This is a genomic window from Crossiella sp. CA198 (genome assembly GCF_052078295.1).
Lineage (GTDB): Bacteria > Actinomycetota > Actinomycetes > Mycobacteriales > Pseudonocardiaceae > Crossiella.
On record NZ_JBQJIM010000041.1, the window covers coordinates 1 to 23,096 of the forward strand.

General features: G+C 70.5%; 20 protein-coding genes and 2 riboswitches. Of the genes, 11 read left to right on the forward strand and 9 right to left on the reverse strand.

Annotation, left to right across the window (positions count from 1 at the left end):
• Positions 1 to 966: 966 nt before the first annotated feature.
• Both ACTOWY_RS41255 and ACTOWY_RS41260 read left to right on the forward strand, forming a co-directional pair.
• The gene (locus ACTOWY_RS41255; RefSeq protein WP_441315032.1) at positions 967 to 2,646 is read left to right on the forward strand and encodes an alpha-L-fucosidase; all 1,680 of its coding nucleotides are present in this window, start codon (positions 967 to 969) and stop codon (positions 2,644 to 2,646) included.
• Between the two features lie 154 nt (positions 2,647 to 2,800).
• Positions 2,801 to 3,991 carry a glycoside hydrolase domain-containing protein gene (locus ACTOWY_RS41260; RefSeq protein WP_441315033.1) on the forward strand — a complete coding sequence of 397 codons (1,191 nt, stop codon included), beginning with the start codon at positions 2,801 to 2,803 and terminating at the stop codon, positions 3,989 to 3,991.
• Positions 3,992 to 4,009: 18 nt separating this feature from the next.
• Here the strand turns inward: ACTOWY_RS41260 and ACTOWY_RS41265 are convergent, their stop codons facing one another.
• A complete protein-coding gene (locus ACTOWY_RS41265) occupies positions 4,010 to 4,987 on the reverse strand; it encodes an ArsR family transcriptional regulator (RefSeq protein WP_441315034.1) in 978 nt (325 codons plus the stop codon).
• A gap of 135 nt (positions 4,988 to 5,122) precedes the next feature.
• Here ACTOWY_RS41265 and ACTOWY_RS41270 point away from each other — a divergent pair, with 135 nt between their 5' ends.
• Positions 5,123 to 5,788: a C39 family peptidase gene (locus tag ACTOWY_RS41270; protein ID WP_441315035.1), complete on the forward strand. Its 666-nt coding sequence runs from the start codon at positions 5,123 to 5,125 to the stop codon at positions 5,786 to 5,788.
• A gap of 91 nt (positions 5,789 to 5,879) precedes the next feature.
• On the opposite strand, the gene ACTOWY_RS41275 is transcribed toward ACTOWY_RS41270, so the two are convergent.
• From ACTOWY_RS41275 to ACTOWY_RS41290, 4 genes are read right to left on the reverse strand one after another with little or no spacing between them, the layout of a single operon-like run.
• Positions 5,880 to 7,106 (reverse strand): ABC transporter permease, encoded by a 1,227-nt coding sequence (locus tag ACTOWY_RS41275; RefSeq protein ID WP_441315036.1) that lies wholly within the window; start codon positions 7,104 to 7,106, stop codon positions 5,880 to 5,882.
• Positions 7,103 to 7,786 (reverse strand): ABC transporter ATP-binding protein, encoded by a 684-nt coding sequence (locus ACTOWY_RS41280; protein ID WP_441315037.1) that lies wholly within the window; start codon positions 7,784 to 7,786, stop codon positions 7,103 to 7,105. Before ACTOWY_RS41280 ends, ACTOWY_RS41275 begins: the two co-directional genes overlap by 4 nt.
• A complete protein-coding gene (locus ACTOWY_RS41285) occupies positions 7,783 to 8,901 on the reverse strand; it encodes a peptidoglycan-binding protein (RefSeq protein ID WP_441315038.1) in 1,119 nt (372 codons plus the stop codon). Before ACTOWY_RS41285 ends, ACTOWY_RS41280 begins: the two co-directional genes overlap by 4 nt.
• On the reverse strand, positions 8,898 to 9,425 hold the full coding sequence (locus ACTOWY_RS41290; RefSeq protein WP_441315039.1) for a hypothetical protein: 528 nt from the start codon (positions 9,423 to 9,425) through the stop codon (positions 8,898 to 8,900). The genes ACTOWY_RS41285 and ACTOWY_RS41290 overlap by 4 nt, the downstream gene beginning before the upstream one ends.
• A gap of 130 nt (positions 9,426 to 9,555) precedes the next feature.
• Here ACTOWY_RS41290 and ACTOWY_RS41295 point away from each other — a divergent pair, with 130 nt between their 5' ends.
• The 5 genes from ACTOWY_RS41295 to glyA all read left to right on the forward strand — a co-directional run bounded on the left by ACTOWY_RS41295 (position 9,556) and on the right by glyA (position 14,457).
• A complete protein-coding gene (locus tag ACTOWY_RS41295) occupies positions 9,556 to 10,209 on the forward strand; it encodes a response regulator transcription factor (RefSeq protein WP_441315040.1) in 654 nt (217 codons plus the stop codon).
• The gene (locus tag ACTOWY_RS41300) at positions 10,190 to 11,368 is read left to right on the forward strand and encodes a sensor histidine kinase (protein ID WP_441315041.1); all 1,179 of its coding nucleotides are present in this window, start codon (positions 10,190 to 10,192) and stop codon (positions 11,366 to 11,368) included. The genes ACTOWY_RS41295 and ACTOWY_RS41300 overlap by 20 nt, the downstream gene beginning before the upstream one ends.
• A gap of 53 nt (positions 11,369 to 11,421) precedes the next feature.
• Positions 11,422 to 11,521, forward strand: a riboswitch (glycine riboswitch).
• A riboswitch (glycine riboswitch) is annotated at positions 11,522 to 11,617 on the forward strand.
• A 67-nt stretch (positions 11,618 to 11,684) separates the two neighbouring features.
• Positions 11,685 to 12,776, forward strand: coding sequence for a glycine cleavage system aminomethyltransferase GcvT (gene gcvT / locus ACTOWY_RS41305; RefSeq protein WP_441315078.1), 1,092 nt, complete (start codon positions 11,685 to 11,687; stop codon positions 12,774 to 12,776).
• Positions 12,777 to 12,819: 43 nt separating this feature from the next.
• Positions 12,820 to 13,191 (forward strand): glycine cleavage system protein GcvH, encoded by a 372-nt coding sequence (gene gcvH, locus ACTOWY_RS41310; protein ID WP_441315042.1) that lies wholly within the window; start codon positions 12,820 to 12,822, stop codon positions 13,189 to 13,191.
• Between the two features lie 15 nt (positions 13,192 to 13,206).
• Positions 13,207 to 14,457, forward strand: coding sequence for a serine hydroxymethyltransferase (gene glyA, locus ACTOWY_RS41315; protein WP_441315043.1), 1,251 nt, complete (start codon positions 13,207 to 13,209; stop codon positions 14,455 to 14,457).
• A gap of 83 nt (positions 14,458 to 14,540) precedes the next feature.
• Here the strand turns inward: glyA and ACTOWY_RS41320 are convergent, their stop codons facing one another.
• From ACTOWY_RS41320 to ACTOWY_RS41330, 3 genes are all read right to left on the reverse strand, one after another.
• The gene (locus ACTOWY_RS41320; protein ID WP_441315044.1) at positions 14,541 to 14,747 is read right to left on the reverse strand and encodes a hypothetical protein; all 207 of its coding nucleotides are present in this window, start codon (positions 14,745 to 14,747) and stop codon (positions 14,541 to 14,543) included.
• 136 nt (positions 14,748 to 14,883) lie between these two features.
• Entirely contained in the window at positions 14,884 to 17,127 is a 2,244-nt protein-coding gene (locus ACTOWY_RS41325; protein ID WP_441315045.1) for an FtsX-like permease family protein, read from the reverse strand.
• Positions 17,124 to 17,819 carry an ABC transporter ATP-binding protein gene (locus ACTOWY_RS41330; protein WP_441315046.1) on the reverse strand — a complete coding sequence of 232 codons (696 nt, stop codon included), beginning with the start codon at positions 17,817 to 17,819 and terminating at the stop codon, positions 17,124 to 17,126. The genes ACTOWY_RS41325 and ACTOWY_RS41330 overlap by 4 nt, the downstream gene beginning before the upstream one ends.
• A 328-nt stretch (positions 17,820 to 18,147) precedes the next feature.
• On the opposite strand from ACTOWY_RS41330, the gene ACTOWY_RS41335 reads away from it, so the two are divergent.
• Together ACTOWY_RS41335 and ACTOWY_RS41340 are read left to right on the forward strand one after the other, a co-directional pair.
• Positions 18,148 to 19,344, forward strand: a complete 1,197-nt coding sequence (locus ACTOWY_RS41335; RefSeq protein ID WP_441315047.1) for a sensor histidine kinase — start codon at positions 18,148 to 18,150, stop codon at positions 19,342 to 19,344.
• Positions 19,341 to 20,000, forward strand: a complete 660-nt coding sequence (locus tag ACTOWY_RS41340) for a response regulator (protein WP_441315048.1) — start codon at positions 19,341 to 19,343, stop codon at positions 19,998 to 20,000. The genes ACTOWY_RS41335 and ACTOWY_RS41340 overlap by 4 nt, the downstream gene beginning before the upstream one ends.
• Here ACTOWY_RS41340 and ACTOWY_RS41345 read toward each other — a convergent pair.
• A complete protein-coding gene (locus ACTOWY_RS41345) occupies positions 19,990 to 20,964 on the reverse strand; it encodes a TetR/AcrR family transcriptional regulator (RefSeq protein ID WP_441315049.1) in 975 nt (324 codons plus the stop codon). The genes ACTOWY_RS41340 and ACTOWY_RS41345 overlap by 11 nt on opposite strands.
• 84 nt (positions 20,965 to 21,048) lie before the next feature.
• Here ACTOWY_RS41345 and ACTOWY_RS41350 point away from each other — a divergent pair, with 84 nt between their 5' ends.
• A complete protein-coding gene (locus ACTOWY_RS41350; RefSeq protein WP_441315050.1) occupies positions 21,049 to 23,049 on the forward strand; it encodes a prolyl oligopeptidase family serine peptidase in 2,001 nt (666 codons plus the stop codon).
• Positions 23,050 to 23,096: the final 47 nt, after the last annotated feature.

A 23,096-nucleotide genomic window follows, 5' to 3' on the forward strand; every position in this document is an offset into this window, starting at 1 on the left:
CCGCCTGTCCCGGGCTTCGCCCGACCGCAGTGCCTACGGCGTACAACAACGGCCAACGTGCCGTACGACAACGGCCAACTCGGCGTCCATAACGGCCAACTCGGTGTACGACAACGGCCAACACTCGTGGAGGGGGTGGGACCCGTGCTCGGCGTGTTGGCCGTTCATCAGCCCCCTATCGGCTCTTGACGGCGATGTGGGCTTGCCAGCAGCATCGAGTCATCCGATGACTCATGCATGACTCGCCGCAATGTCGCGGTGGGGGTGTTTTTGCCGTCCGCCACGGGGTCCAGACATCGGATGTGCGGTGGGTTGTGCTGGCTGGAGGGCTTTATGTGGGCACGGCCTTGGCGGGTTCGGATTGGGTTGGGGCTGGTGGTCGTCCTGGGGGCGGCGGGGTTGGGGGCGCCGGGGAGTGCGGCGGCGGTGGGGGAGCCGCCTGCGGCGGTGAGTGTGGGGCTGGGTGGGTATTTCGATAATGATGGGATGGCCACCGCGGCTGCCCGGGATGGGGATTTTGACGGGTCGGGGTACAGCTTTCCCGGGGATGCGTTGCCCACCGGGCGGGTTCTGGTGGATGGGGTGCCGTTTGAGATTCCTTCTGCGGCGGCTGGGGTTCGGAACAATGTGGTGGCCATGGGGCAGCGGGTGAGCGTGCCTCGGGGGCGGTATCACGCTGGGCATTTTTTGCTGGCCGGGAGCTATGGGATGGCTTCGGGGACCGCGACTGTGCACTACGCGGATGGGTCCAGTAGTTCGGCTCATGTGGGTGGGGCGGACTGGTATGGGAGTTCGGGGCCGCTGGTCGCGCCGTTTCGGTATGGGCCGGGTGGGGTGGTTGATCAGCACCCGGTTTCGTTGAGTACGGCGCAGGTGTGGTTTGACGCTGGGCGGGAGGTGGTGGGGATTACCTTGCCTACCACCAATCCGGCTCAGATGAACAAGGCTAGTTTGCATGTGTTCGCGATGACGGTGCAGCCTGCGGGAACAGGGCGGGCATTGGCGGTTCGGGGGGCCCGGTCCACGACGAAGTTGTTGCGGGATGGGCAGGATGTCCAGGCGGTGGAGGCCACGGTGACCAACCTGGGGTCGGACTGGATCACTGAGCGGGATCGGGTTGTGGTGCGGGCCAACGTGTTCGGGGCCCGGACGGTGGCGCCCGCGGTGATTCGGCGGCTTGGGCCGGGTGAGGAGGCCCGGGTTCGGATTGGGATCGCGCGGGTTCCCGGGGCGCCGGTGAACACCGTGGTGGATGGGGACGTTGTGGTGGAGGGGAACGGGGTTCGGGCCGCGCAGGGGGTTCGGTTCACGTTGGGGACGGCGGATTATCGGGCTGAGGATGCCTCGCTGGGGCGGCATGAGTCGCCGTATTGGTTTGATGACGCCAAGTTCGGGATTTTTGTGCACTGGGGGTTGTACTCGGTGCCCGCCTGGTCACCGCCGGGTGAGCAGTACGCGGAGTGGTACTGGCGGTGGATGGAGGACAAGAACAACGCGGTGCACGGGTACCACGAACGCACCTATGGCAAGGATTTCAAGTACGACGACTTCATCCCGCAGTTCACCGCGGCCAAGTACGACCCGAAGGCGTGGGCCGAACTGTTCCAGCAGGCGGGGGCCAAGTACTACGTGCTGACCGCCAAGCACCACGAGGGTTTCGCGTTGTACGACTCCAAGGTGTCGGGGCGGGACTCGGTTGACCTTGGGCCCAAACGGGATCTAGTGCGGGAGTTGTTCGACGCCTCGCGGCGGCACACGCCGGAGATGCGCAACGGCCTCTACTTCTCCATGCCGGAGTGGCACAACCCGGACGGGCCCTGGATGGGGCATGGGCCGCGGAATCCTTATACCGGCGCAGCTGAGCCGTACACGGGGTACGCGGGTGGACGGGACTTCGTCAAGGACTACCAGGGGCCGCAGCTGAGTGAGATCGTGCGGCAGTATGACCCGGATGTGATCTGGTGCGATATCGGTGGGGCCAATGACAGCCGGAACGTGCTCGCGGACTACTTCAACCGGGCCAAGAACCGGCCGCGCCCCAAGGACGTCACCGTGGACGACCGGTGTGGCGTGCCCACACACGACTTCACCACGCCGGAGTACGCGACCTACCCGAACACCGTGGTGAAGAAGTGGGAGGCCAGCCGCGGGCTCGATCCGCGCTCCTACGGCTACAACAAGGCCACCCCGGACAGCATGTACATGACCGCGGACGAGGTGGTGCACACCCTGGTCGACACCACCAGCAAGAACGGGAACTTCCTGCTGGACATCGGGCCGCGCGCGGACGGGTCCATCCCGGAGATCATGCAGACCCGGTTGCGGGAGACCGGGAACTGGCTGAAGGTGAACGGGGAGTCGGTCTACGGCACGACCTACTGGGCGCGGATGGCCCAGCAGGGCAAGCTCCGGTTCACCGAGAAGCCGGGGGAATCGTTCTACATCAGCTCGCTGGAGCGGCCGGGCGCGCAGGTCGTGGTAGACGCGCCGGTGCCGGTCAAGGCCGGGGACCGGGTGCGACTGCTGGGTTACCAGGGACCGGAACTGAACTGGGTGATCCGGGACGGGAAGCTGGTGATTGACGTGCCCGCGGCGGCTCGGGCCTCGGGGGCGCACGCCTGGGTGTTCAAGATCGAGTATCGCTGATCCCGGCCGCGCCGCGGGACTCACCCTTCGGGGTGGATAACGCGGCGCGGTCCGGCGCACTCCGGGGTGCGGTGTCACGCTGCTGGTCGAGCGCAGCGCGCATCCGGGAGGCATCATGCCGCTCAGGTCCCTGTCAGCACACCCTATTCGCGGATTGGTCGTCCTTTTAGGACTCACCGCTGGACTGTCCACTCCGGACGCACTGGCGGAGCCGTTACGGCTGGTGGACTACCGGGGCTACCAGGTGGCGGTCCCCGGATCCTGGGAGGTGGTCGACCTGGACACCGCGCCGCGGCGGTGCGTCCGGTTCGACCAGAACGTGGTTTACCTGGGGAAGCAGGGGGATCAGCCGATCTGTCCGTCCACTGTGGTGGGACGGACCGAGGCACTGCTGATCGAACCCCTGACGGAGGCGCCGATCCGGCCGGACACGGTGACCGCGGGACCGGGCACGGCCCGGGTGGCGGTGCTGCCGGAGTCCGCCGGACACGAGATCAGTGTGCAGGTGCCCGCGGCGGGAGTGCTGGTCACGGCCTCCTATGGCGATTCGGTGGCCGGGCTCCGGGCGGTGCTGGACTCGGCCCGGCTCACCGGGCGGGCGGTGCCGATGGTGGCCCGGCCGGTGACCGAGGCCAGGCCGCGCAGTGCGACCTGGGTGAACACGCCGGGCGATTTCACCGGGCACGGGTTCGACACCTGCACCGCGCCGGCCAACGAGGGCATGGACACCTGGCTGAAGTACTCGCCCTACCGCGCGGTCGGCATCTACATCGGCGGCATCAGCAAGGCGTGCGGTCAGCGATTCCTGAGCTGGGACTGGGTGCACCGGCAGAGCAATCGTGGCTGGCGGCTGTTGCCGGTCTATGTGGGGTTGCAGGCGCCGTGCACCGGGTTCCGCAACAAGATCGACCCGGCGAACGCGGGTCACCAGGGCTGGGCCGACGGCGATGACGCGGCGCACCAGGCCGGGCGGCTGGGCATCGGCGGTGGCAGCACGATCTACAACGACATGGAGAGTTTCGACCCCGGCAACGGGGAATGCCGGGACGCGGTGCTGAACTACCTGCGCTCCTGGATCATCCGGGTGCACCAGCGCGGGTACCGCACCGGTGTCTACAGCAGTGCCGCCACCGGTATCCAGGCCGTGGCCAACGCGCCGGGATTCCCGTTGCCGGACCACATCTGGATGGCGCACTGGGACGGCGCGGCCAACGTGGAGAGCCGGTATGTGCGCGGGGACATGTGGCAGCGGCGGCGGATCAAGCAGTACACCGGCGGCCACCTGGAATCGCACTACGGCTGGGAGATCTACGTGGACAGCAACTTCGTGGACCGGACCTGGTAGCCGCGTTCCCTGGCTGATTCAGGGCCGGAGCAGCCGGGCGCCCAGCGGGGTCTGGCTGTGCAGCACCACCGGGCCGGTGCGGCGGCTGGTGATCAGGCCCGCGTTGCGCAACACGGTGGTGTGCTGGCTCGCCGAAGCCGGGGAGATCCGGAGCCTGCGGGCCAGCTCCCCCGTGGTGCAGCCGATGCCGACGGTGGCCAGCACCGCCGCCCTGGTGCTGCCCAGCAACGCGGCCACCGCCTGCTCGGTCGACTCGGCCGGGCCGCCGAACCAGGCCGGGTCCTTCTCCACCGGGTAGACCAGCACCGGCGGCTGGGTCGGGTCCAGCAGGCTGATCGGGTGCCGCCAGCAGAAGAACGAGGGCACCAGCAGCAGCCCTCGACCGTCCAGGTGCAGTTCCTGCTCGGTCGGGTAGTCCACCTCCAGCACCGGGTTCTGCCAGCGCATCATCGGCCGCAGCCCGGCCAGCAGGCCCTCCGCGCCGCCGTCGAGCAGCGAGCGGGCCCGCACCGCACGGTCGGCGTCCAGCTGGGCCTGCAGCGCGACGCTGAACGGGGCCACCGCCAGCTCGTAGTACGCGGTCAGCGCGGTGGCCAGCCTGCGCAGCAGATCAGGGTCGCCATCGGCCAGTCCGGCGGCCCAGGACGGCAGGTGCTGCCGGCCGGCCAGCAACTCCAGTTCCGAGCGCAACCGGCTGGCCGGGGTGTGCAGCAGCGCGTCGATCCCGGCCTGCCAGCCCGACCTGGCATCGGCCGGGGTGAGGAAGTCCGGGAAATAACCGCGCTGGGGCACCAGCGGCAGCAGCATGCGCAGTTCCGGGCGGCACTGCGCGGTGGCCAGCCCGCCGCGGACCCGCGCGCGCCACTGGCCGAACACCAGGGCGCCGTCCCTGGCGCGCAACCGGTGCAGGCTGAGCATCGACTCCCAGAGCGGATCGGGCGCATTGGCCACCCTGGTCCGTCCCAGGTCCTCCGGTGTGAAATGTATTCGCAGCATGGGCGGTCTCACTTCCCCGAACACCGCGAAAGCTAACTGGACCTGCGCTTTTCAGATATAGGTGAATAAGAAAGCCAAAACACCCGTGCTCCAGTGAAACTTCCACTACCGCAACTGGCAAGGACGGGAGCGAGCATGACTCGACGACTCATCACGATGGTGCTGGTCAGCGCCGTCGCCCTGCTGATGGGCAGCGCCGGTCTGGCAAGCGCCACCGAGGCCCCGGCGCCGGAGAAGGCCGCCGCCATCGCCGCACACGACCTGGGTGTGCAGGCGCAAAGCCGGGTTCTCAACCACACCTGGCAACGACAGCAGACCGGATACTGGTGTGGTCCCGGTTCCACCTGGATCGCGCTGAGCACCCGGGTCAGTCCGCCCAGCCAGCAGACGCTGGCCAACTACATGGGCACGCACACCGGCGGCACCGACCACATCGGTCTGGTCCGCAACGCGCTCAACCGGTTCGCGAACACCAACTGGTTCGTGGCCAAGAACATGTACGACCCGCCCACCCAGGCCCAGCGGGACCTGCTCAAGCGGGACGTGCTGCTCAACCTGGACAGCGGCTACCCGATGGTGGCCAACGTGGTCAGCGGCTGGCGCCCGCCGGGCTACCCGGGCGGCACCATCTACCACTACGTCGCGATCCTCGGTTACGGCGACTACGGCAACACGGTGCTCATCGGCGACCCGGCCGGTGAAGGCGCGGGCGGCGGTGGCTGGTCCAACGTGCCGCGTACCTACTGGATCAGCACGCACAACCTGGGCACCTGGATCGGCGGAAAGGGTTACGCCGCATAATCGTAATACGACTACGGAATAGCAAGCGGAATCGGGCGCCTCTCCCCACAAGTCCCCGTGGGAGAGGCGCCCGATCCTCGTGGTGTGCGGCTCAGGCCGCCGCGAGGGCTACCGTCGGCGACAGCTTGGCCGCACGTCCGGCGGGGAACCACCCCGCCAGGGTGCCGATGAGCATCGAGGCCCCGACGCCGCCGGCAATCGCCTCCACCGGAAGCGCCACCGGCCAGTCGTTGCTCATCGCATACACGATGCTGACGCCCAATCCCAGCAGGACCCCGAACACCCCGCCGAGCCCGGACAACAGCACCGCCTCGGTGAGGAACTGCGCCCGCACCTGTCCGCGACCCGCCCCGAGCGAGCGCCGCAGACCGATCTCGGATCGCCGTTCCAGCACGGAGATCACCATCGTGTTCGCCACCCCGACGCCGCCCACGAGCAGCGCCACCGCGCCCAGCCCGAGGAAGAGCGTGGTGAAGGTGGCCTTGGCCTGGATCTGCGCGGCCAGCGCGTCCGAGGGCCGGGTCACCGCGACCTCTTCCGGGTTCTTCGGGTTCACCGTGGCGGGCAGCACCTCGCGCACCTTGTCCACAGTGGACTCCTGGGAGCGCTCGTACACCGTGGTCGGGTGCCCGTCGAAGCCGAGGTGGGTCTTGGCGGCGTCCCAGCCGACCATGGCCGAGCGGTCCAGTTCCGGGGCCAGCGGCATGGATTCCAGGATGCCGACCACGGTGAACCACTTACCGCCGATGAACACCTGCTCACCGGGACGGGAGACGGCCAGGCGCTCCGCGGCCAGGCTGCCCAGCACCACACTCGGGTACTTGGCGGTGGCCGCGTTGAGCCAGGCCCCGGACTTGACCTTGCCGCCGAGCGCGTCCAGCAACTGCAGCTCGACCGCGTCCACGGTGACGCCACCGGTCTCTCGCGGATCGGCCTTATCGCTGCGCAGCGCCGACTTGTTGCTGAGGTTGGCCATCGAGGCGGCCTTGAGCACCGACTTGATCCGGCGCACCATGGCCGAGGCGTCCTCCGGCAGCTTCGCCGGGTCCCCGAACATGGTCTGCCCCGCCCCGACCCGCAACAGGTTGGTGCCAAGGGATTCCAGCTTGGCCTGCAACTCGGCCTGGCTGGAGGCGGAGATGCCGAGCACCGACACCATGGCCGCCACCCCGATCGCGATGCCCAGCGCGGACAGGATCGCCCGCGCCGGGCGGCCGAACACCCCGGTGAGCCCGGCCCGCACCAGGTCGAACACGCTGATCCGGGCAGAGCGCGGCAGCGGCGGCAGACCCTCCACAGTGGACCGCAGGCGCCTCATGCCGGCACCAGCCCGCTGTCGTGCCGCACCATGCCGTCGAGCAGCTCCACCCGCCGCGGCAGCGAACGCGCGATGTCCATGTCGTGCGTGATCACCGCGATGGTGGTGCCGTCCTCGTGCAGCTCGTGCAACAGCTCCAGCACCCCGCGCCCGGAGGCCGAGTCCAGCGCACCGGTCGGCTCATCGGCCAGCACGATGGCCGGCGCGCCGACCAGCGCCCTGGCGATGGCCACCCGTTGCCGCTCGCCGCCGGAGAGTTCGGCCGGGCGGTGACCCACCCGGTGCCCGAGTCCGACCCGGCCCAGCGTGTGCCTGGCCCGGCGCAGCCGTTCCGCCTTGGGCACCCCGTTGTAGAGCAGTCCGGTGGCCACGTTCTCCGCCGCGGACAGGTACGGGGTGAGGAAGAACTGCTGGAAGACGAACCCGATCCAGTGCGCCCGCACCGCGGAGAGCTGCCGGTCGGTCATCGCCTCGACCTCGTGGCCCAGCAGCCGCACCGTGCCCGAACTGGGGTGGTCAAGGGTGCCCATCAGCTGCAACATGGTCGACTTGCCGGAACCGGACGGACCGACAACGGCCAGCAACTCGCCCGATTCGATCCGCAAGCTCGCGCCACGTAGGGCGTGCACGTCGCCCGGGTACACCTTGGACACATCGGTCAGTTCGATCACGGGTGTCATATGCCTGCCACTTTCACCGTGGCGCCGTCGGTCAGGCCGGACCCGGTCACCTCGACCTGGCCCTTGGCGAACATGCCCAGCTCGACCTGGACCAGCTTGCCGCTGCCGTCGCCCTGGCTGACCTCGACCGCGTAACCGCCCTCGACCAGCGCGATCAGCGCGCCGACCGGCACGGTGAGCACGTTCTCCTTGCGGCGGCTGGTGAAGCCGACATCGACCGGGGCCGCGTCCAGATTGCCTGCGGCGGCCGGATCGTTCAGCGAGATCTCGACCTTGATGACCGCCTTGCCGCTGCCGCCACCGCCACCACCGCCGCCCTGCTCGTCGGCAGGCTTGTCCGCCACCGTGCCGACCGAGGTGATCTTGCCCGTGGTGGACTTGCCACCGGGCAGGCTGACCTCGACCTCGGCGCCCTCCTGGGCCAGGGTCTGCTTGTTCACCGGCACCTCGACGGTGACCGTGCGGGTGGTGCCGGTGCCGGAGAACAGCTTGCCCTGCGCGGGCGCGCCCACGATCGCCTCCACTGTGGACACCCGGAACTCACCGGGCTGGACCACCACGGCGCCGGGGTCGACCGCGCCGGTCTGTTCCAGGCCGAGCTTCTTCTGCCACTTCTTCACCGCGGCGGCGGTCTTGGCGTCGAACTTGTCGTCCACGGTGAACCCGGTGTAGCCCAGCGCCCGCAGGTTCTGCTCCAGCAGCCGGACGTCGGAACCCTTGTCCATCCCGGACTCCAGCTTGCGCCAGAACGGCTTGTCCCCGAACAGCAACGGCACCGGCTTGTCGTTGACCTTGTACACGGCCTCGCCGCGGCCCAGCTGATCACCGATCTTGGGCAGCCAGGTGATGATCCCGCCGCCACCACCGTTGGCGGTGATCTCGAACTTGCCGCCGTAGCCGAGCTTGCCGCCGAGGGTTTCCTGCTCCACCAGGGTGTTCCGCAGCACCTTCGCGGTCTTGCTCGCGGTCTGCTGATTTCCCTTGTCCGCCTGGGCGTCACCGCCGTGCCCCAGCACCAGCACCCCGGTCACGCCGACCGCGGTGACGGTGGCCGCGGTCAGCACCACGAACGGCCATCTGCGCCGGCGCTGGCGGGGAAGTTCCTGTTCGCTCATTTCGCCGGCGCCGATCCCGCCATGCCCATGCCGCAGGCCTTCATCGCTTTCTCGATCTTCTCCTTGTCGCCGTCCAGGGTGATCATGCCGCCCTGGCCTTCGCCGCTCTCCTTGATGTCGAGGCCGTTCTCGCGCAGGCACTTGTTCTGCTTGGCGCGCTTGTCCTTCTCCGCCGGGTCGTTCGGGTTGTAGTTGCTCTTCGGCGCGAACTTCTCGCAGGCCTTGTTGGCCTTCTCGAACTTCTCCATGTTGGTCTCGTCCATGCGCTGGGCCGCGATCCCGCCGGAGTTCGGGTCCGGGTCGGGCATGTCGATCCCGTTGTCCCGCATGCACTTGGCGAACTTGAGCATGGCCTCCTTCGGGTCCTTGGGCGCCTCGTCGCCTGCCTTCTGCTCGTTGCCCTTGCCGTTGCCGCCGTTGAGGCTGGCCGGTCCGTCACCCTTGTCCTCGCCGCCGCAGGCAGCCAGGCTGAACGCGGTCACCAGTGCGGCGACCCCTACCCCAAGCCGGGTCAGCGTCCTCATGCAGTCCTCCTCACCTCGTCGGACCCAGTGGCCCGGCGTTCGGTGCCAGGTCTACGCGGACGGGTGTTTCCGGAGGCTCTCCGCGCGCGGAAACATTCCGGAAACCCCGGGCCAGCGCATACTCGGTGGCATGCGGGTACTGGTGGCCGAGGACGAGGTCGTGCTCGCCGAGCTGGTGGCCTCCGGGCTGCGCGCGGAGGCGATGGCGGTGGACGTGGTGCACGACGGGCTGGACGCGCAGGAGCGGCTGGCCGTGCACGACTACGACGTGCTGGTGCTCGACCGCGACCTGCCCGGCAGGCACGGCGACGACGTGTGCGCCGAACTGGCCACCCAGGGCAGTCGCACCAAGGTGCTGATGCTCACCGCCGCCGGGTCGCTTGAGGACAAAGTGGACGGTCTGCAACTGGGCGCGGACGACTACCTGACCAAGCCCTTCGAGTACCCCGAGTTGCTGGCCAGGGTGCAGGCGCTGGGCAGGCGCAGTCAGCCCGCGCTGCCGCCGGTGCTGGTCCGCAACGGCGTCCGGCTGGATGTGGCCAACCGCCTGGTGAGCCGGGACGGGCGGCGGATCGAGTTGTCCCCCAAGGAATTCGCCGTGCTCGCCGTGCTGCTGCGGGCCCAGGGCGCGGTGGTCAGCTCGGAACGGCTGCTGGAACTGGCCTGGGACGAGCACGCCGACCCGTTCACCAACGCGGTGCGGGTGGCCATGTCCAAGCTGCGCGCCAAACTCGGCGAACCGCCGGTGATCGAGACGGTGCCCGGTGCCGGCTACCGGATCTGACCGCAGGCCGACCCGGCTGACCGTCCGGGTCAAGCTGACCGCGCTCTACGGTTCGCTGTTCCTGGGCAGCGGCGCGGTGCTGCTCACCGTGATCTACCTGCTGGTGCGCGACCAGCTGGCCGTCCGGCTGGGCACCGCGGTCGCCCGCACCATCCCGCTGGAGGGGGTGCCGTCCTCGGTCGCGATGCGCCAGCTCCGGCCGGACGGCACGCTGGCCTTCCTCCCCGCCGCCGAGGTGACCAGGGCGGTGGAGGTCACCACCATGGAAACCCTGCTGCTGGTCTCCATCCTGTCCCTGATCGGGGTGGCCGCGGTGTCGGTGGCCGCGGGCTGGTGGCTCTCCGGCCGGGTGCTGCGACCGCTGCACACCATCACCGCCACCGCGCAACGGCTCTCCTCCTCCAACCTGCACGAGCGGCTGGCGATCAAGGGGCCGCCGGATGAGCTGACCGAACTGGCCGAGACCTTCGACCGGATGCTGGACCGGCTCGAATCCTCCTTCGACAGCCAGCGCCGGTTCGTGGCCAACGCCTCGCACGAGCTGCGCACCCCCCTGGCGGTGCAGCGGGCCGCGGTGCAGATCGGGCTGGCCGGAAATCCCACCCCGGAGAAGGCGGCCGAGATCCGCGAGCAGCTGCTCACCGCGAACCGGCGGATCGAACGGCTCATCGACGGGCTGCTGGTGCTCGCCCGCAGCGACCGTGGCCTGGCGAAACGCGCCAAGGTCGACATGCACACGGTGGTCGCCGAGGCGGTCGGGCAGTACCGGGCCGAGGCCGGGCGGCGGGAGATCGAACTCCAGGTGCGGCTCACCGAGGCGACCGTCTCCGGCGACCGGGTGCTGCTCACCCAGCTGGTCACCAACCTGGTCTCCAACGCGATCCGGCACAACCTGCCCAGCGGCGGCACGGTGTGGGTGCGCACCGACGTCTTCGGCGGCCTCACCGTGTCCAACACCGGGCCGAAGGTGCCAGCCGGGCAGATCCCGCAACTGTTCGAGCCGTTCCGGCGGGGCGAGGGCCGCACCGACAAGGGCGAAGGCGCCGGACTGGGCCTGTCCATCGTGGACTCGATCACCCGCGCGCACGGCGGCACGGTCAAGGCCGAGCCCCGGCCGGACGGCGGGTTGCGGGTCAAGGTCGAACTGCCCAGGGGTTGACAGACCCCTCGGCCGTCCCGGAAGGTTCGCGGCACAACCGCATATCGGCCGTTTGAGCTCGGGCGGGAGAGATCCCGGCACGAAGCACGCGCGGGACGCCGAAGGAGCAACCACTCCCCGGAAACTCTCAGGCAACGTCACCGTTCGAGCGAGGCGACTCTGGAAAGCAGGTGGGTTCGCCCACCTCACCCACGGTGCAACCCGCGTCCGCGCGGCGAAGCTCTCAGGTCCCATGACAGAGCGGGGAGGCTCAGCAGCGGTGTCCGCATGCCGGTGGACACCTCGACCCCAGGAGCCTCCCGTGACCGCAGTCGGCGTGTCCCGCCGCAGTCCCCTGCACGCCCAGCACGTCGCGCTGGGCGCCCAGTTCACCGACTTCGCCGGGTGGTCGATGCCGCTGCGCTACGGCAGTGAGCTGGCCGAGCACAAGGTGGTGCGCGAGGCAGCCGGGCTCTTCGACCTCAGCCACATGGGCGAGATCGAGATCTCCGGTCCGGAGGCGGGCCGGGTGCTGGACTACGCGCTGGTCGGCGCGATCGGCGCACTGGCCGTGGGCCGGGCCCGGTACACCATGCTCTGCCACACCAACGGCGGCGTGCTGGACGACCTGGTGGTCTACCGGCAGGCCGAGCGCAAGTTCCTGGTGGTGGCCAACGCCTCCAACGCCGCGGTGGTGCGGGCGCTGCTGGGTGAGCGGGCACACGGGCTGAGCGCCGAGGTGCTCGACCGGTCCGCCGAGACCGCGCTGATCGCGGTGCAGGGGCCGGTCGCCGCCGAGATCATCACCGCGGTCACCGGCGAGGACCTCACCGGCCTGAAGTACTACGCAGGCCGCCCCGCGGTGATCGCCGGACACCCGATCTACCTGGCCCGCACCGGCTACACCGGCGAGGACGGGTTCGAGGTCTACGTGGCCGCCGAACTGGCCGAGGCGGTGTGGCGGCGGATCGCCGAGGCCGGGGAGCCGCTGGGGCTCAGGCCTGCCGGGCTGGCCTGCCGGGACACCCTCCGGCTGGAGGCGGGCATGGCGCTGTACGGCAACGAGCTGCACGTCGGGCTGACCCCCTTCGACGCCGGACTCGGCCGGGTGGTCCGCTTCGACAAGCTCGGCGACTTCGTCGGCCGGGCCGCGCTGGAAGCCCGTCAGCACACCACCCGCGCCCTGGTCGGACTGGCGGGCAAGAGCCGGCGCAGCCCGCGGGCCGGTCAGCCGGTCAAGCTGGCCGACGGCACCGTGGTGGGCGAGATCACCAGCGGCGCGCCCTCCCCCACCCTGGGTCACCCGATCGCGATGGCCTACCTCGATCACGCGCACACCGCGGCGGGCACCGAGGTGCTGGTGGACGTGCGCGGCAACGCCGAACCGGCGGAAGTAGTCGCGCTGCCGTTCTACAAGCGCTCGCGCTGACCCATCCCACCTGCACATACTTTCCCGAAAGGCTGTTTTTGCGATGCCGGTTCCGCGCGAACTGCACTACACCAAGGACCACGAGTGGATCACCGACGGTCCGATCGCCACGGTCGGGATCACCGCCTACGCCGCCGAGGCGCTGGGTGACGTGGTCTTCGTCCAGCTTCCCGAGGTGGGGGCGGTGGTGAGCGCCGGTGAGGCGTGCGGTGAGATCGAGTCGACGAAATCGGTCAGCGACCTGCTGGCCCCGGTCTCCGGCACGGTGACCGAGGTCAACCAGGCGGTGGCCGAGGATCCGGCGTTGCTGAACTCCGACCCGTTCGGAGCCGGGTGGCTGATCAGGATCAACCGCGCGGCCCCGGACGGGGAGCTGCTCACGCCGGATGAGTACGACGAGCTGACCGCAGGCTGAAAGGAAGACCCGATCATGTCCACTTTGGACACGCCGCTCGCGCAGATCGACCCGGAGATCGCCGAGGTGCTCGGCGCCGAACTCCGCCGCCAGCAGTCCACCCTGGAGATGATCGCCTCGGAGAACTTCGCCCCGGTGGGCGTGCTCGAGGCGCAGGGCTCGGTGCTGACCAACAAGTACGCCGAGGGCTACCCCGGCAGGCGCTACTACGGCGGCTGCGAGCACGTCGACGTCTCCGAGCGCCTGGCCATCCAGCGGGTCAAGGACCTCTTCGGCGCCGAGCACGCCAACGTGCAGCCGCACTCCGGCGCGCAGGCCAACGCCGCGGTCATGCACGCGCTGCTCACGCCAGGGGACAAGATCCTCGGCCTGGAGCTGGCGCACGGCGGGCACCTCACCCACGGCATGCGGATCAACTTCTCCGGCAAGCTCTACGACGTGGCCGCCTACCAGGTCCGCGAGGACACCGGCCTGATCGACATGGCCGAGGTGGAGCGGCTGGCCAAGGAGCACCAGCCCAAGATGATCGTGGCCGGCTGGTCGGCCTACCCGCGCCAGCTGGACTTCGCCGAGTTCCGCCGGATCGCCGATGCGGTGGGCGCCTACCTGATGGTGGACATGGCGCACTTCGCCGGGCTGGTCGCGGCCGGGCTGCACCCCAGCCCGGTGCCGCACGCGCACGTGGTCACCACCACCACGCACAAGACCCTGGGCGGACCGCGCGGCGGCACCATCCTGAGCACCCAGGAGTTCGCCAAGAAGATCGACTCCGCGGTGTTCCCCGGTCAGCAGGGCGGACCGCTGGAGCACGTGATCGCGGCCAAGGCGGTGGCGTTCAAGATCGCCGCGAGCGAGGAGTTCGCCGAGCGGCAGCGGCGCACCCTGTCCGGGGCCAAGATCCTGGCCGAGACGCTGGTCAAGGCAGGCGGCGGGGTGGACGTGCTCACCGGCGGCACCGACGTGCACCTGGTGCTGGCCGACCTGCGCAACCACGAACTGGACGGCAAGCAGGCCGAGGCCCGGCTGCACGAGGTGGGCATCACGGTCAACCGCAACGCGGTCCCGTTCGACCCGCGCCCGCCGATGGTCACCTCCGGCCTGCGCATCGGCACCCCCGCGCTGGCCACCCGCGGCTTCACCGACGCGGACTTCGCCGAGGTCTCCGACGTGATCGCCAAGGCGCTCACCCCGGACTTCGACGCGGCCGCCCTGCGCGCCCGGGTCACCGACCTGGCCGCCAAGCACCCCCTCTACCCCAACCTCTGACACCAATTTGGGCCAAGTCGTACGCCCGGTTTGCCCAACCAGGCGTACGACTTGGCCCAACTCGACAGGTTTGTGGTTGTAGGTCAGGCGGCGATGGGGCCCGCGTGGCGGGCCGGGCGGTGGGTTTTCTGGGCGGCGCGGGCGGCGCGGGTGGCCTTGATCCGCTCGGTGCGGGCCACCTTGACCGCCTTCGGCTCGCCCTGGCCGTCGACCACGGCCGGGAGGATCATCAGCGCCAGCACCAGCAGGCTCAGCACCGCGCCGGTCCAGGTCAGCACCATCTCCAGCATCGTGGTCTCCTTCGCTTCGCGCTCTCTGTGTCTGAAACCAGTTTGCGCTGGTAGACCCCGCTTGCGGATCGGCCGTTAAGCCATCCTGACCCCGACCGTTCGGCCAGTCGGCGGACTGGCCGAACGGCCGAGGCACTCACTCCTCCGCGTAAGCCTGCGGGGAGATCCTGCGCAACAGCGGCCCACATGCGGAGGCCGCGACCATGGCCACGCCGAAGCCGACCACCAGTGGCGTGACCAGCCAGTAGTTGACCGCCAGTGGCGCCTGGACCAGCGTCATCAGCGCCCCGCCGACCGCCAGTCCGGCCAGGCCCGCGCCCAGCGTGGCCACCAGTGCGGGCAGCGCCGCCTCGGTGCGCAACGCCCTGGCCAGCACCCGCACCGGGGTGCCCGCCGCGATCAGCGCGGCCAGCGTGCGCCTGCGGTCGACCACCGAGCCTGCCGCGGTGATCGCGGCGCTGATGCCACCGAGCAGCCCGGCGATGATCAGGCCGATCAGCGCGATCCGGCGCATGTCACCGACCTGCATGGTGTCCCGGCCCTGCTGGGCCTCCAGCGAGCCGATCCGGCCGCCGGGCACCTGCTCGATCAGCAGCGTGCGCACCAGCTCGGCGTTGGCCGGGCTGGTCATCACGGTCAGCGTGTAGCCGGTGAGCTGGGCGCCCTTGGGGATCAGCGCGGGGTCGATGATGATCGTGCCGCCCGCCTTGCCGTTGTCCCCGGCCATCTGGTGCACGACCGGCTTCGCCGGCAGCGGGGTGCTGCCCTCGTCCCGGCCCGCGTAGGTGGACAGCTGCAGCGGCCCGGACGGGTACTGCTGCCCCTTGCCGACCCGGACGCCGGGCGCGCCGCCGCACTGGCCGAGTTGCAGCCACATCAGCGCGGTGGCGTCCTCGCAGCCGAGCACGATCGCCCGGCCGACGTAGTTGCCGCTCTGGTTCTTGAGGTTGCCGTGCGCGGCCACCCCGACCGGGGTGTTCACCCCGCGCTTGGCCAGCTCCACCCGCAGCCGCTCGGCCGCGGTCCGCACCTCGGTCGAGCTGACCGTGGTGTAGAGCACGCCCTCCTTCCACGGCTGCCAGGTCCGGTCGTCCACCTTGCGTTCCAGCGAGGGCAGCACGGTCAGCGCCAGGCTGCCCGCGAACACCGCGAGCACCACGCCGGAGGCGGCCCGGTAGGCGGCCTTGGGGTCATCACGCAGCCGCCGCCCGGCGAGCAGGGTGGACGGGCGGCGCCAGACCCTGGTGAAGATCCGGCCGACCACCGAGGTCAGCCACGGTCCGACCACCGAGGCGGCCAGTGCGATCCCGGCCAGGCCGCCGATGAGCACCGAGGTGCCGCCGGTGGCGCTGGCCACGCTGATGCCGCCGATGAAAGCGCCTGCCGCGGCGATCAGGATGAGCAGCCGCCACGCGCTGGGCGGCTTGCGGCTGTGCTGCTGCGCCGCGCCCAGCGGCTGGGTGAGCACCCGGCGCAGGCCGAACACGGCCGCGCCGATCACCAGTAGCGGGGTGCCGATGCCGATGCCAAGGGAAAGCAGCCAGCTCGGTTCCAGGTCGGCGGCGAACCAGGTGCCGCCGTTCCACGGGAGTTGCGTGGTCAGTTCCCTGGCCACCGGTCCGAGGGCGAGGCCGAGCAGGGTGCCCAGCACCGTGGCGAGCGCGATCTCCACCACCGTGATCGCGACCACCTGCCCAGGGGTCGCGCCCGCCAGTCGCAACGCGGCCAGGCGTCGTTCCCTGCGGGCCGCGGTGAGCCGGGCGGAGGAGGCGATGAGCACCAGGCTCGGCACCACCAGCACGACCAGGCCGACCTGGGAGAGCAGCAACAGCATGAAGTCGGGCCGGGGTTCGCCGGTCGGGACGAGCCCGGCGGCCGGGTAGGCATCGCCCTCGGCCAGGGTCTGCGGGCCGTGCCCGACCACCGCGACGAGTTCGCCGGGGTAGATCAGGGCCTGATCGCCGAGTTCGCCGATCACCTTGCCCTGGAAGCGTTTGGCCAGCTGGTCGGCTGGCAGGTCGCGGGCCAGCGCGGCCAGCGCCGGGGACAGCAGCACCTCCCCCGGCTGCGGGACGCGCAGCAGGCCGGGCGCGGCCGGGGCGTTCGGGGTGAGCGCGGCCACGTCGATCCGGGTGATGTTCTTGTCCCGCACCCGGTCCTGGCTGTTCTTGACCAGGACCGCGGCCGAGGACTCGTCCGCGGCGGGCCGGGGCTGACGCCAGGCCTCGTGTTCGGCGCGGGCGTCCAAGGCGCCGGGCACCGCGGCCAGCCAGGACACCAGGGTGACGGCGATGGCCACGCCGAAGAGGGTGCACACGGCCGCGACCAGGCTGCGGCGATCCCCGCGGAGCACCCGCAGGGCGAGCTGGAAAGGATTCACGCGGCGACCCGCCGGGCGATCAGTCCGTCCCGGATCTCCACCACGCGCTCGGCACGGGCGGCCACCTGCGGATCGTGCGTCACGATGACCACCGCGGCCCCGGAGTCCTTGGCCGCGTCCAGCAGCGCGCCGATGGTCTCATCCGAGGTGCGCGAGTCCAGCGCCCCGGTCGGCTCATCGGCGAAGATCACCCGCGGCCGGTGCGCCAGCGCCCGCGCGATCGCCACCCGCTGCGCCTGCCCGCCGGACAGCTCCCCCGGTCGGCGGCCCTCCATCCCGGCCAGGCCGAGCCGGGTCAGCCACTGCCGCGCGGCGGTCAGCGCCTGGTCCTTGGCCATGCCCGCGAGCAGCATCGGCAGCGCCGCGTTCTCCTCCGCGGTCAGCTCCCCCACCAGCATCCCGGCCTGGAAGACGAACCCGAAGGCGGAACGGCGCAGTTTGCTGCGCTCGGTCTCGCCGAACTGGTCGATCCGCTTGCCGTCCAGCATCACCACGCCGTCATCGGTGGGCAGGATGCCGGCCAGCACGTGCAGCAGGGTTGATTTGCCCGATCCGGACGGTCCGATGATCGCGACCACCTCGCCGGGCGCGATCGAGATGTCCACCCCGGCGAGCGCGTGCACCTGGCCATAGCGCTTGATGAGGTGATGGCCGGTGAGCACCGGTTGCGCACCGAAACCCGGAACCGTCACTTAGTCCTCCTGTGTCTGATTGGCGTGCTCCGCACGCTGGATTTTTCGCTCTTGAGTCGCGCGAAAAATCGGTACCCCGCCGCTGGTGAAGAGCCCGCCGTGTCGCTGCGCGCCACGCCTGTTTCGCAACAAGTTGTGGTGGTTGCGTTGGTGATCGGGGAGGCGGGGCGCTTGTGTCTGACGGGATCAAAGACTGGTCGACGGTGGGGTCTGGTGACTTCGGCCAGCGGGCCAGGCGTGCCTGGGCTTCCTCGGCCGATCGGCCGAGGGGCGGGGTGGCCACCCGGCCGAGGTGCGCGCGCGGGGCGAACACGTACCGTGTTCCACTGTGGACACCACGTTGACCGGCTGGCGGCCGTTGTTGCGGCGGCAGTGGCCGATCGCCGGTGCGCTCGGGTTCATGTTGCTGGTCGAATTCAGCACCGCGGCCGGGGGCACGCGCTCGGACGTGCTGGGGCTGGCCTGGCTCGCGGACGCGATCATCGCGCTGATCGCCGTGGTGGCCCCGCGCCGTCCGGTGGAGTCGGCGCTGCTGGCCTCGATGACCATGATCGGGCTGACCGCTGGGCTGCGCTACACCCACGTGAACCACTGGGACGCGGTCGCCGGCATGGGGCCGGTGGAGACCGCGGCCGGGATGGCGCTGATCGCCACCGTGGTCCGCCAGGCCTCGCCGAACAAGGCCACCACCGCGGTGGCCGGGATCGTCTTCGCCGGCATCCTGGCCGGGGTGATCCGCCCTGGCGGCAACCTGTTCGACAACCTCGCCTCGGTCGCCATCCCCGGCATGCTGCTGCTGTTGTCCATCGGCACCGGGGTGTACTTCCGGGCCCGGGACGGCGACCGGCGCCGGGTGGTCACCGCCGCGGTCAGCTCCGCCCAGCAGGACGAGCGGCTGGCGCTGGCCCGGGAACTGCACGACGTGGTCGCGCACCACGTCACCGGGATCGTGGTGCAAGCCCAGGCCGCGCAGGTGGTGGCCGAGCAGGATCCGCTTGCCGCGCAACGGGTCCTGCCCTATATCGAACGGGCCGGGGTGGACGCGCTGACCGCGATGCGCTCGCTGGTGAGCAGCCTGCGGGACACCCACGCGGTCGGCGAGGTCGGCGCCAGTGACGCGGCCACCACCGATCCGGTGGCCGATATCCGCAAGGTGGTCGACGACGCCGCGGCCGCCGGGCTGCCGGTGTACCTGACCCTGGACCTGCCTCGGACGCTGTCGGTGGAGCTGGCCCGCTCGGTGCTGCGGGTGGTGCAGGAATCGCTGACCAACACCCAGAAGCACGCGGTCGGGCTGACCGCGGTGCGGGTCGCGGTGAGCACCGCGGACGAGATGGTGCACGTCCGGGTCACCGACGACGGCAAGGGGTCCTCCGCCGCGCCAGCCGGTGGTTCGGGGGGCTACGGTCTGGTCGGAATGCGGGAACGGGTTGAGCTGCTGGGCGGCCGGTTCAGCGCCGGGCCGAGGCTGTCCGGTGGCTGGGAGGTGCACGCCTGGCTGCCGGTGCGGGAGGCAACGCGGTGACGATTCGGGTCTTGATCGCCGACGACCAGGAGATGGTGCGCGTCGGGTTCCGGATGATCCTGGAGGTCCAGCCCGACATCGAGGTGGTCGCCGACGTGCCCGACGGCATCAGCGCGGTGCGCCGGGCCAGGGAACTGCGCCCGGACGTGTGCCTGATGGACATCCGGATGCCCGGCATCGACGGCCTTGAGGTCACCAAACAGCTCTGCGGCCCCGGCGTGACCGACCCGATCAAGGTCGTGGTGGTGACCACCTTCGACCTGGACGAGTACGTGCACACCGCGCTGGGCTACGGCGCGAGCGGGTTCCTGCTCAAGGACGCCGGGCCTGCGCTGCTGGTGGAGGCGGTGCGGGCGGCGGTGCGCGGGGACGCGCTGATCTCGCCGCAGATCACCGTGCGGATGCTGGAGCACTTCAACAAGTCCGGCGGGGGCAGGCCGAAGTCGGAGGATCCGGCCGAGCCGCTGACCGAGCGGGAGATGGACGTGGTGCGTGCGGCGGCCCGCGGGCTGACCAACACCGAGATCGGCGCGGAGCTGTTCCTGTCGCTGTCCACGGTGAAGACGCACCTGGCCTCGGTGCAGGCCAAGCTGGGCGCGCGGAACCGGGTGGAGATCGCCGCCTGGGCCTGGCGATCCGGGCTGCTCAACGGGTGATCGCGTAGCCCGCGCCCGCACCGTCCGCGCGGGCGGCGATCCGGCCGCGCTCGATGAGGATCGCGGTTTCCGGACCGGTCATGCCGAGGCGTTCGGCGATGGCCGGGACGCTGGCGTCGCACACCACCCGCAGCTGTCCGGGTTTACCGCCCGCGGCACGCAGGTTGTGCCCGAACCCGGCCAGGGTGAGTCCGGCGAGCAGGCGTAGTTCGGCCGACCATCGCGCACCGAGCACCAGCGTGACCGGTTCGTCCGTGCCGTGCGCGAGGTCCTCGACCGCGCCGAGCCGGTCCGGGCCGAGGAAGAGGATCAGCCCGTCGGCGTTCAGCTCGATCATGGTGGCGTGCACGGTGCAGACCGCGACCGACTCCGGCCAGGCGCTGCCGGGCCTGCGCACCTGGGGCAGTGCCACCGGCGGTGACCAGGGGTCGGCCACCGGCAGCCCGGCCAGCTGGGCGCAGGCGGCGACCACGGCGTCGGCGGCGACGAAGTCCGGGGCGAGGGTGGCGAGCTGGTTCGCCCCGTGCAACGCGGTCAGCGCGAGCCGCGCCCGCTGTGCCCCGCCGTCGCCGAGCTGGGCGCCCAGCATCACCGCCTGGATCTCCAGCAGCTGCGCGTAGACCCCTCGGGTGTCCTCCTCGGCGAGCACCTCGCCGACCAGTTCCGGGTTGGCGGTCCGGGCCAGCCAGGACCGGGCGAAAGCGGCCAGCGCGCCGCCGGTCGTCCCGTCCACCGGCTCCGCCGCGGGCCCCTCGGTCAGCGCAGCGCCCGCCAGCACGGCGAAGTACAGCGCCCGCTTGCCGGGGAAGTTGGAGTAGACCGCGCCCCTGGTTAGCCCGGCCCGGTCCGCGATGTCGTCGATCTTGGCTTCCCGGTAGCCGCGCTCGGCGAACTCGGCCCTGGCCGCGTCCAGGATCTTGCCGCGGTTCTGTTCCTGCAGCTCCGCCCTTGTCAGTCTCGCCACTTGACAAACCCTAGCCACTCACCGAAATACTCTCACCATCCAGATGATACGACCATCTGAAATATTCCGAAAGAGGGTGGGGGCATGACCACGGACGCCTACGCGTGGCTGAACGAGGACACGGCGGAGGTCCTGGCCTGGCAGGAGCAGCAGGTCAGCGCGGCGACCGCGGCCGCGCGGGACTTTCCAGGGTTCGCCGAGCTGGTCGAGGAGCTGCGGCCGTTGCTGGCCGGTCAGCTGGCCGGGGTGCTGGCGGACCGGCGGCTGGTGGCCGGACGGTGGTTCTGGCTGGGCCAGGACGACGCGGGGACCGGGCAGGCGATCCGGGTGGCCGAGCACCGGGACTCGCCGGGCCGGGTGCTGGTGGCCGCGGCCGCGCTGACGGCGGAGCGGGGTGACGGCCGGGCCACCTCACTGATCTACCCGGAGCCGTCGCCGGACGGGAAGTTGCTGGCGTTCAACGCGGCGGCCGGCGGGGATCCGTTCGGGCGGTTCCTGGTGGTGGCGGTCGAGACGGGCGAGCGGTTGCCGGTGGCGGCGCCCGCCATGCAGGGCAACCTGGTGCGGCCCGGGTGGCTGCCGGACAGCTCCGGGTTCTACCTGGCCGGGCGGTCGGCCGACGGGGCGCACGAGTTGCGGTTCTTCCCGGTGCGGGGCGGGGAGTCAACGGCCCTGGGACTGCCGGGGGTGCCGCCGACCTCGCTGTCGGTGGTGCCGCAGGTCTCGCCAGGGGGCAGCCGGGTGCTGGTGGTGACGGCGCCGCACGAGCACCTGGCGGCACTGGTCGGGGACACCGGGTCGGGGACGTTCCGGGCGTTCGCGCCGGACGGGTTCCGCGGGGAGCTGTACGGGGACTGGGTTGACGAGGACACCTATGTCGCGATCAGCACGGACACACCACGCGGGCGGGTGGTGCGGATTCCCGTTGCCACGTCTACGGATCCGGACACCTGGGAGGAGCTGATCCCGGCAGGCGACCTGGTGTTGCGGAGCCTGTACCGGCTGGGCGAGCATCTGGTGGTGACCGCGTTGAACGATGTCTCGCTGGATGTGCGGTCGTATTCGCTGGCCGGAGTGCCGGTGGCGCGGGCGGCGCTGCCCGCGGCCAGTGCGAGTTTCGCGCTGACGGTGTTGTCCCGGCTGCCCACCGGGTCGGCCGCGCTCACGTTCACCGCGAGCAGTTTCACCAGCAGCGACACCCTGTACGAGCTGGATCCGGCCACCGGGGCCCTGGACGTGCTGGCGCAGGGGGTGCGGCTGGACGGGATCACGGTGGAGCAGCACTTCGCGACCTCGGCCGATGGCACCCGGGTGCCGTACTTCGTGCTGGCGCGGGAAGATCTGGATCGGAGCAGGCCTCAGCCGACGCTGGTGAATGCCTACGGGGGCTTCAACATTCCGAAGCTGCCCACCTTCCTGGGCGCGATGACACCGTTCGTGCGCTCGGGCGGGGTGTACGTGCACGCGAACCTGCGCGGTGGCAGCGAGTACGGGCGGGAGTGGTACGAGTCCGCCCGGCGGGAGCACAAGCAGCGCACCTTCGACGACCTGCGGGCGGTGGCCGAGGACCTGGTCCGGCGGGGCGTCGCGACGCCGGAAACCCTGGCGTTCCAAGGGTCCTCGAATGGCGGGCTGCTGGCCGGGGTGGCCGTGACGCAGCAGGCGGAGCTGTGGCGGGTGGTGGTGCCGACGATGCCGGTGCTGGATGTGCTGGCGCCCTTGGTGGAGGGGCCGGGGACGGCGATGATCCGGGCGGTGTATGAGAAGGACTACGGGAATCCGGCTGATCCGGCGGACGCGGCGGTGCTGGCCGGGTACTCGCCCTGTCAGAACATCCGGGCCGGGGTGTCGTATCCGGCGGTGTTCGTGGTGGTGGGCAACAGTGACATCAGTTGTCCGCCGTCGCAGGCCCGGCGGTTCGTGGCCGGGGTGCGGGATGCCTCGCGGAGTGGGCGGGACGTGTTCTTGCGGGTGTGGACCGCGGTCGGGCACGGGAGCATGGACGCGGGAGTGGGGGCGGAAATGCAGGCGGAGTGGCTGGGGTTCGTGCTGCGGGAGCTGGGGATGACGTTCGTGCCGCGGTAGGGCTGGATTTGGGTGGCGGAGTTCCCTCGCAAGAGGGAGCCCGCTCC